Source organism: Protofrankia sp. CiP1_Cm_nod2, assembly GCF_920664355.1.
In the GTDB taxonomy this organism is placed as follows: Bacteria; Actinomycetota; Actinomycetes; order Frankiales; family Frankiaceae; genus Protofrankia.
In genome coordinates this window covers 12,238-19,698 of the sequence record NZ_CAKKTL010000085.1, presented here as the reverse complement: position 1 = coordinate 19,698, position 7,461 = coordinate 12,238, and the positions used below count along the sequence as shown (strand labels likewise).

At 73.0% G+C, this 7,461-nt stretch carries 7 protein-coding genes; 4 read left to right on the top strand and 3 right to left on the bottom strand.

What is annotated here, in order from left to right; all coding sequences use genetic code 11:
* Positions 1-748 (bottom strand): polyphosphate--glucose phosphotransferase (ppgK, locus tag NBW84_RS11640; RefSeq protein WP_250284464.1); only part of this gene is annotated, 748 nt, incomplete at its 3' end.
* A gap of 314 nt (positions 749-1,062) precedes the next feature.
* Between ppgK and moaA the strand changes: the two genes are divergently transcribed.
* From moaA to NBW84_RS11625, 3 genes are read left to right on the top strand one after another with little or no spacing between them, the layout of a single operon-like run.
* Positions 1,063-2,049, top strand: a complete 987-nt coding sequence (moaA, locus tag NBW84_RS11635) for a GTP 3',8-cyclase MoaA (protein WP_250284463.1) — start codon at positions 1,063-1,065, stop codon at positions 2,047-2,049.
* Entirely contained in the window at positions 2,046-2,738 is a 693-nt protein-coding gene (mobA, locus tag NBW84_RS11630; protein WP_250284462.1) for an NTP transferase domain-containing protein, read from the top strand. Before moaA ends, mobA begins: the two co-directional genes overlap by 4 nt.
* Positions 2,735-2,995 carry a DUF6457 domain-containing protein gene (locus tag NBW84_RS11625; RefSeq protein WP_250284461.1) on the top strand — a complete coding sequence of 87 codons (261 nt, stop codon included), beginning with the start codon at positions 2,735-2,737 and terminating at the stop codon, positions 2,993-2,995. Before mobA ends, NBW84_RS11625 begins: the two co-directional genes overlap by 4 nt.
* Here NBW84_RS11625 and NBW84_RS11620 read toward each other — a convergent pair.
* Together NBW84_RS11620 and NBW84_RS11615 are read right to left on the bottom strand one after the other, a co-directional pair.
* Positions 2,992-3,315, bottom strand: coding sequence for a hypothetical protein (locus NBW84_RS11620; RefSeq protein WP_250284460.1), 324 nt, complete (start codon positions 3,313-3,315; stop codon positions 2,992-2,994). The two genes, NBW84_RS11625 and NBW84_RS11620, sit on opposite strands and share 4 nt — an antisense overlap.
* A 250-nt stretch (positions 3,316-3,565) precedes the next feature.
* Complete coding sequence (locus tag NBW84_RS11615) at positions 3,566-4,507, bottom strand: DUF5995 family protein (protein ID WP_250284457.1); 942 nt, start codon at positions 4,505-4,507, stop codon at positions 3,566-3,568.
* 92 nt (positions 4,508-4,599) lie between these two features.
* Here NBW84_RS11615 and NBW84_RS11610 point away from each other — a divergent pair, with 92 nt between their 5' ends.
* A complete protein-coding gene (locus tag NBW84_RS11610) occupies positions 4,600-7,302 on the top strand; it encodes an EAL domain-containing protein (RefSeq protein ID WP_250284455.1) in 2,703 nt (900 codons plus the stop codon).
* The last annotated feature ends 159 nt before the right edge of the window (positions 7,303-7,461 follow it).

Here is a 7,461-nt window from a genome sequence, read left to right as displayed (position 1 = left end):
CCTGGTCGCCGGCACCGGCGAACAGGGCCGCGCCGACGATTCCGGCCTCGTTCTGCAGCTGCGCCGCGACGACCTTCGTGTTCACCTCGAGGTAGTCGAGAAAACGATCAGTTTTTCGGCTGGCGCCGCCGCCGATGATGATGAGATCCGGCCACAGCAGCGCCTCAAGCGCGTTCAGATAGCGGGTGACGCGCTTCGCCCACTTCTCCCAGGAAAGATCGTCGCGTTCGCGGGCCCCCTCGGACGCCCTCGTCTCCGCGTCGCGCCCACCGATCTCCAGATGGCCGAGCTCGGTGTTGGGAACGAGCTGCCCGTGCAGGAACACCGCCGTGCCGATACCGGTGCCGAAAGTCGTCATGATCACGACGCCGCCGACGTCCCGGCCGGCTCCGAAGGCCATCTCGGCGACGCCCGCGGCATCGGCGTCGTTGACCACGGCCACCCCGCCCGGGCTGCCCGGCAGCGCCGATCCCAGGGCCGCCGCGACGTCGGTGCCCACCCAGACCGGGTCGATGTTGGCCGCGGTCCTGGCCGCGCCGCCCTTGATGACGGCGGGAAAAGCGGCCCCGACCGGGCCCGTCCAGCCGAAGTGCGCCACGACCTCCGCGACGGTCTTGGTGATGGCCGCCGGTTGCGCCGGCTGCGGTGTGGGCAGCCGGAAGCGGGGCGCGGTGAGTGTTCCCTCGTCGATGTCGACGGGTGCACCCTTGATACCGGTACCGCCGATGTCGACACCGAAGACCTGCATGTCGCCTGTGTCCTCCTGTTACCACCGGCCGCCGATATCTCTGACGCGGTATCCACCATGCGCGGCGCGCACAGTGCTGCGCCGTGCCGTCGCTGGCACCGCTGGCACCGCCGTGCCAGCGACGTGTGTGCCAGGCCCTGCGTGCCACCCCCGTGCCCACTCCACCATAGATCCGCACACCTCGTCGGCCTATCCGGGTGTGACACCGATATTCGGGGGCGCATTCCGCCGCGGCGGCCGGCCGGCGGCGGTAGGGAGGATCATCTCCGGAGCGCTTCGGGCCGGCGTCCACGCGGCCGGGCTAAGCTGGATGGGTGCGCCTGAGCGATTCCCATGGCCGGGTGGCCACTGATCTCCGGGTTTCGCTGACCGATCGCTGCAACCTGCGGTGTTCCTACTGCATGCCCGCCGAAGGCCTGGCCTGGCTGCCGCGGGCGGAGATCCTGACCGACGACGAGATCGTCCGGCTGGTGCGGATCGCGGTGACCAGGCTCGGTGTCGACGAGGTCAGGCTCACCGGCGGCGAGCCGACGCTGCGGCCGGGCCTGGCCGGCCTCGTCGGCCGGCTGGCGCGGCTGCGCCCCCGTCCCCGGCTGTCGATGACGACCAACGGCATCGCGCTCGTGAGCATGGCCCCGGCGTTGCGCGCGGCGGGCCTGGACCGGGTGAACGTCTCCCTCGACACCCTGCGCACCGACCGCTACCAGGCGCTGACCCGCCGGGACCGGCTCGCCGACGCGCGGGCGGGGCTGGCCGCCGCGGCCGCCGCCGGGCTGGCACCGGTGAAGGTCAACGCGGTGCTGCTGCGCGGCGTCAACGACGACGAGGCGCCCGACCTGCTGCGGTGGTGCCTGCGACAGGGCTACCAGCTGCGCTTCATCGAGCAGATGCCGCTCGACCCCCAGCACTCCTGGGACCGGGCCGCCATGGTCACCGGCGCGGAGATCCTCGCCGGGCTGCGTGGCGAGTTCGTCCTCACGCCGCTGCCCGGCCGGGGCAGCGCGCCCGCCGAACTGTTCACCGTCGACGGCGGGCCGGGCACGGTGGGGCTGGTCGGTTCGGTGACCGCGCCCTTCTGCGCCACCTGCGACCGGGTCCGGCTCACCGCTGACGGGCAGGTCCGGTCCTGCCTGTTCGCCCGGGAGGAGACCGACCTGCGTACCCCGCTGCGGGCCGGGGCCGACGACGCGCACCTGGCGGCGCTGTGGGCGCGGGCGGTCCGGGGCAAACGGGCCGGGCACGGCATCGACCAGCCGGCGTTCACCCAGCCGGCGCGGCCGATGTCGGCGATCGGCGGATGACCGGCGGCCGGGCCGGGACGGGCTGGGACGCGGTGGTGCTCGCCGGCGGCCTGGCCCGCAGGCTCGGCGGGGCGGACAAACCGGCGCTGACTATCGGTGACCAGACCCTGCTCGAACGCGTCCTGGCCGCGGTGGACGACGCCCGGCAGGTGGTCGTGGTCGGCCCCCGGCGCCCGGTCGCGGTGTCGCGGCATATCGTCTGGACCCGGGAACGGCCGCCCGGCGGGGGACCGGTCGCGGCCCTGGCCGCCGGCCTCGGGCTGGTGGGCGCGCCGTTGGTGGCGGTGCTTGCCGCCGATCTCCCGTTCGTGACGGCGGGTGCCCTCGACGCGCTCGTGCGGGCCGTCGACGACGATGCCCAGGGCGGTGCCCATGGCGCTGGCCATGCCCAGGGTGCTGATCATGCCCATAGTGCTGGCCGCGACGGTGACCAGTGTGATCGGCGCGGTGGCGTGGTGCAGGGCGCCCTGCTGGCCGACCCGGCGGGCCGCCGGCAGTACCTCACCGGCGTGTGGCGGACGTCGGCGCTGCGTGCCCGGTTACCCGTGGTCACCGCTGGCGTTCCGATGCGGTCCGTCCTGGCCGGTCTGCCGGCGCGGGTGCTGCCCGCCGACGCGCGTGTCACGCTGGACTGCGACCGGCCCGCGGATGTCGAGCGGGCGCGCCGCTGGGCCAGGATGGACCGGTGAGTTCTCTTGACGACTGGGTGGTCGACGCGGCCGGCGCGCTCGGCCTCGACCCCGGGATCCTCGACGTCCAGGAGGTTCTCGGCCTCGCCCGAGAGGTGGCCCACGCCGTGGCACGGCCCGCGGCTCCGCTGACCGCCTTCCTTGTCGGTCTGGCGGCCGGCCGTGCCGGCGGTGATCCACAGGCGGTCCGGCTGGCCATCGACAAGGTGCTCGCCCTCGTCACGGCCCGCGCGGACGGCGACGGCCAGGACGCTTAGCGCATCCAGGCCGGGTTGTCCTCCAGCAGCCCGCGCATGTCGATGACCATCGTCTGCATGGTGAACGGGTCGTCCACCGCTGACAGGCGCGGCAGCACCGTCGTGGCCATGTCGGCGTCGACGTTGGGGCCGGGGCCGGCGGCGCCGGGCGCGGCAAGGCCGAGGGGACCGGTCCGGGCCTGGTCCGGCGCTGGTGACCGGCCCCGGGCGGTGACGATCACTCGGTCCAGCCCGCCGAGCGCGAGGATCAGCGCGAATCCCGGCAGCGCGAAGAGCGCCGGCCGCCACGCGGTCAGCGCCACGACGGCGAACACTGCCACGACCGTGCACGCTCCGATCGCGTGGCGTTGCGCGGGTGGCAGCGCCGGGACCTTTCGACCATGTCGGTAGTGCGCCACGAGCTCAAGTGTGCCTCTCGCGGACGAACCCGCCAAAGCCCGGCCCGTCCGCCGTGGCCGGGCAGCCCGTCCGCCGGGCGGCTGCGACGGCCGGCCGCCGGTGGACGAGGTGTCATCCCCCCGCGGGGGAGCAGGCAGGAGCCGACCAGGCCCGCGTCGGAGCCGATGTGTGTCATCCCCCCGCGGGGGAGCAGGCGGGACGGGACGTGGCACAGGACGTGGTGGACGCCGGCACGGGCACGTCGGTGAACAGCGGCCGCAGCCCCTGGGCACCTGCCTCGGCACGGGCCTCGATCGTCCACGCGATCACCGTGCGTTCCCGGCCGTCGCGGGCGGCGACCAGCCGCTCGGCGTCCCGCCAGGCGTTCTCCCGGGCGGCGACCAGCGTCGGGACGAGGGCTTCGCGGTCGGTGCCGAGCCGGTCCGCGATCTCGTCCGGCAGCGAGCCCAGCGGGCTCCCCGGCTGCGTGAGCAGGGACACCGCCACCTTCGCCAGGATCTCGTTGATCCGGTCGTGGTCGCCCTTGTGGCTGCTGCCGTCCGGGCCGGTGAGGCCCATGGCGGCGAGGACGAACGGGAGGTCGCGGGTGATGTGCGCGTGCATGCTGAGCACCAGGCCGCCGGCGGGGCTGCCGGCGGGATCGCCGGGGGTGGGTGTCGATGCCGTGGCGAAGGCGGTCCGCCACACCGGTGGCACCCCGGCCGGCCTGCCGTCGGCCCATCCGTCGAACGCCCGGAAGTAGTACTCGGCGAACAGCGCGGCCTCGGCGCGAACCCAGGCGGGGTCGGCGAAGTAGCCCGGTGTGGCGGCCGCGTCGCGGAAAGCCTCGGTCGTCCGCAGGTAGACCAGGGCGAAGAGCGCGCGGGGGTCGCAGTGGTCTTCCAGTGGCCGCAGTCGATTACGCATCGTAGTTATTACAGCGTCCGTGCACGTTGCCGAGCCGGTCGCGCAGGGTGGCGGGAACGCCGTCTCCGCCTGTCGCGCCCAGGCGTAGGTGGCCGGTGTCACGGCCTGGCCGGTCGGCACGGTCGCCCGAGCGGGTATGGCAATGATCGATAAGCCGGCCGTCAGAGATATAATGATTGCGGTGCGTAGCCGACTCATGGGTCTCATAGTAGCCTTATGACTACTCGAAGTATTTACAATCGCGGGATGAGTCGCGATACTGCTGCGCCATGTCCTCCAATGGTCACACTTCGCGTGAGATGGCTACGCTGCGCAGTTCGTTGTATCGTCAGGGTGCTGGCGGCGAACCCGCTCATCGCGGCCCGGCCGAGGACGATCCGACGGCGGCGGGCCCTGCCGGTGCCGAGGGCCTCGCGGGCGCGAGCCCGCCGGCCGCCGCGGACGGTGCCGCCCGGGACATCCTCGACAGGCTGCCCGAGATCGTCTTCCGGACCGACGCCCAGGGCCGCTGGACCTATCTCAACCCCGCGTGGACGGTGGTGACCGGCTTCGAGGTCGAGACCACCCTGGGGAAGCACTTCCTCGACTACGTGCACCCGGACGAGCGCGACCACACGGTGGCGCTGTTCATGGCGGTGGTGGCCGGCGGTGCCGGCCACTGCCACCACGTGACCCGCTATCGGACCAGGGGCGGCTCCTACCGCCGCGTCGAGATCCGCGCCAGCCTGCTGCGCGGCCTGGACGGCCGGGTCGTGGGCAACCTGGGAACGATCATTGACGTGACCCGCGGCCACCTCGACGCCGAGACGGTCGGCGAGCACACGGCGCTGCTGGAGCTCGTCGCCGACGGCGCCCCGGTCGACGATCTCCCGATGGGGATCCTGCTCGTCGACCGCGCGCGCCGGATCCGCCGCGCGTCGCCGGTCGTGGACCGCCTGACCGGTGGCCGGCTGCGGGCCGGTGACCCGCTGGAGCGGCTGGCCGGGCTGCTGCGGCCGCGCACCGGCGCGGCCGCTCTGGATGGCGAGTGGGGGCTGGTCGCGACGGCGATCCGGACCGAGCAGCCGCAGCACGCCTACCTGAGCCTGGCCGCCGGGCCAGTGACCGCTGGGCCAGTGGCCGCCGGCCCAGCGGCTGCCGGGCCAGTGACCGCCGGGTACCCGCGGGAACGGGCGCTGCGGGTGTCGGTGATCCCCGAGGCCGGGGAGTCCCAGGACCTGCTGGCGGTGGTGCTGCAGGATGTCACGGACCTGCGGCAGGCCGAACGGCGGCAGGCGGCCGTCGCCTGCCTCGGCCAGCGCGCGCTCGTCGGGACGACGGTCGGCAGCCTGCGCCGGGAGGCCGCCGAGGTCGTGTGCGACACCCTGGGCGTGCCGTACTGCGAGGTGCTGGGACCCGTCGCGCAGCACGGCTCGGTCATCGCGAGGGTGCTGGCCGCGGACAGCCCGGTGGTCGTCGACCACGGCGTGACACCCCTGGGCGTGTCGCTGCCGGGCACCTCCGACGTCTTCGGTGACGTCTTCGGCGACGGCTTCGGCGGGGCCTCCGGCGGAGTTGGTCAGATCGCCGGTGTCGCCGCCCGTATCGGAGCTGCTGGCCGTAGCTTCGGCGTCCTGGTGGCGTACACGACGCATCCACGGGAATTTGCCGCGGACGAGGCGGACTTCGTCCAGTCGGTCGCCAACGTGCTGGCCGCGGCGATCGAACGGCACAACGCCGAGCGGAAGGTCCGCCGCCAGGCCCTGCACGACCCGCTGACCGGCCTGGCCAACCGGATCCTCCTGCACGACAGGATCTCCAGGGCGCTGGGGGAGATCGAGCGGGACGGCGGCCGGCTCGCGCTGCTGCTGATGGACCTCGACCGGTTCAAGGAGATCAACGACACGCTGGGCCACAACGTGGGCGACGACGTGCTGCGCGAGGTCGCCGTCCGGCTGGGCCGGGCCACCCGGCCCAGTGACACGGTCGCCCGCCTCGGCGGGGACGAGTTCGCCATCCTGCTCCCGTCGGCACCGGGGGGTGCCGCCGACGCGCTGGCGGCCGCGGGCTCCATCCGGGCGGCGCTGGCCGAGCGCATCGACGTCGGCTCCCTGCCCCTGCACGTGGACGGCAGCATCGGGATCACGCTTGCTCCCGACGACGGGCGTGATCCCGGGACGCTGGTGCGCTGCGCGGACGTGGCCATGTACCGGGCGAAGCAGCTCTCCCTCGGCGTCGCCGTCTACGCCCCGGACGCCGACCAGAACCGCCGGGAGCGCCTCGAGCTGCTCGGCGGCCTGCGCTCGGCGATCGCCGGCGGCCAGCTCGTCCTGCACTACCAGCCCAAGGTGGACCTGCGTACCGGGCGGACCACGGCGGTCGAGGCGCTGGTGCGCTGGCAGCACCCGGCCCACGGGCTGGTCGAGCCGGGCCGTTTCGTCCCCTTCGCCGAGCAGAGCAACCTGGTCAAGCCGCTGACCCGCCGGGTGCTCATGCTCGCGCTCGACCAGGCACGGTCCTGGTGGGACGCCGGCCGGCTGCTGCCGGTGGCGGTGAACGTCTCCGCCCGGATGCTGCATGACGCGGAGCTGATCTCGACCGTGCGGGCGGAGCTGGACCGCACCGGCCTGCCGCCGCGGGCGCTCGAGCTCGAGCTCACCGAGAGCGCGGTCATGGTGAACACGCGCAACGCGATGAGCGTCATCACCCGGTTACGCGGCGAGGGGATCAGGATCTCGGTGGACGATTTCGGGACGGGGTACTCGTCGCTGGCCTATCTGCGCGATCTTCCCGTGCACGACCTCAAGATCGACAAATCGTTCGTGGTGAATGTGGCGCATCGCACCAAGGACTTCTCGATCGTCCGGTCGATCATCGATCTCGCCCATAATCTTGATCTGCGCGTGGTCGCCGAGGGTATCGAGTCGCGTGAGGTCTGTAGCCTGTTGCGCGATCTGGGGTGCGACGAGGGGCAGGGCTTCTATCTCGGCCACCCGGTGCCGCCCGCGGATCTCGCGGCCTAGCATGGCCGCAGGCCTGGGCGCAGGACGAGGCCAGGGGGGACGGGGGGCGAGTTGTCCTGGTGCTGGCGCTGGTGCCGATGCCGACGCGTGCGCGCTGCTTTCCCGGACACTGCTTTCCCGGACAAGGTGTCACGCCGGCGTGCTGTGCTGCACCATAGG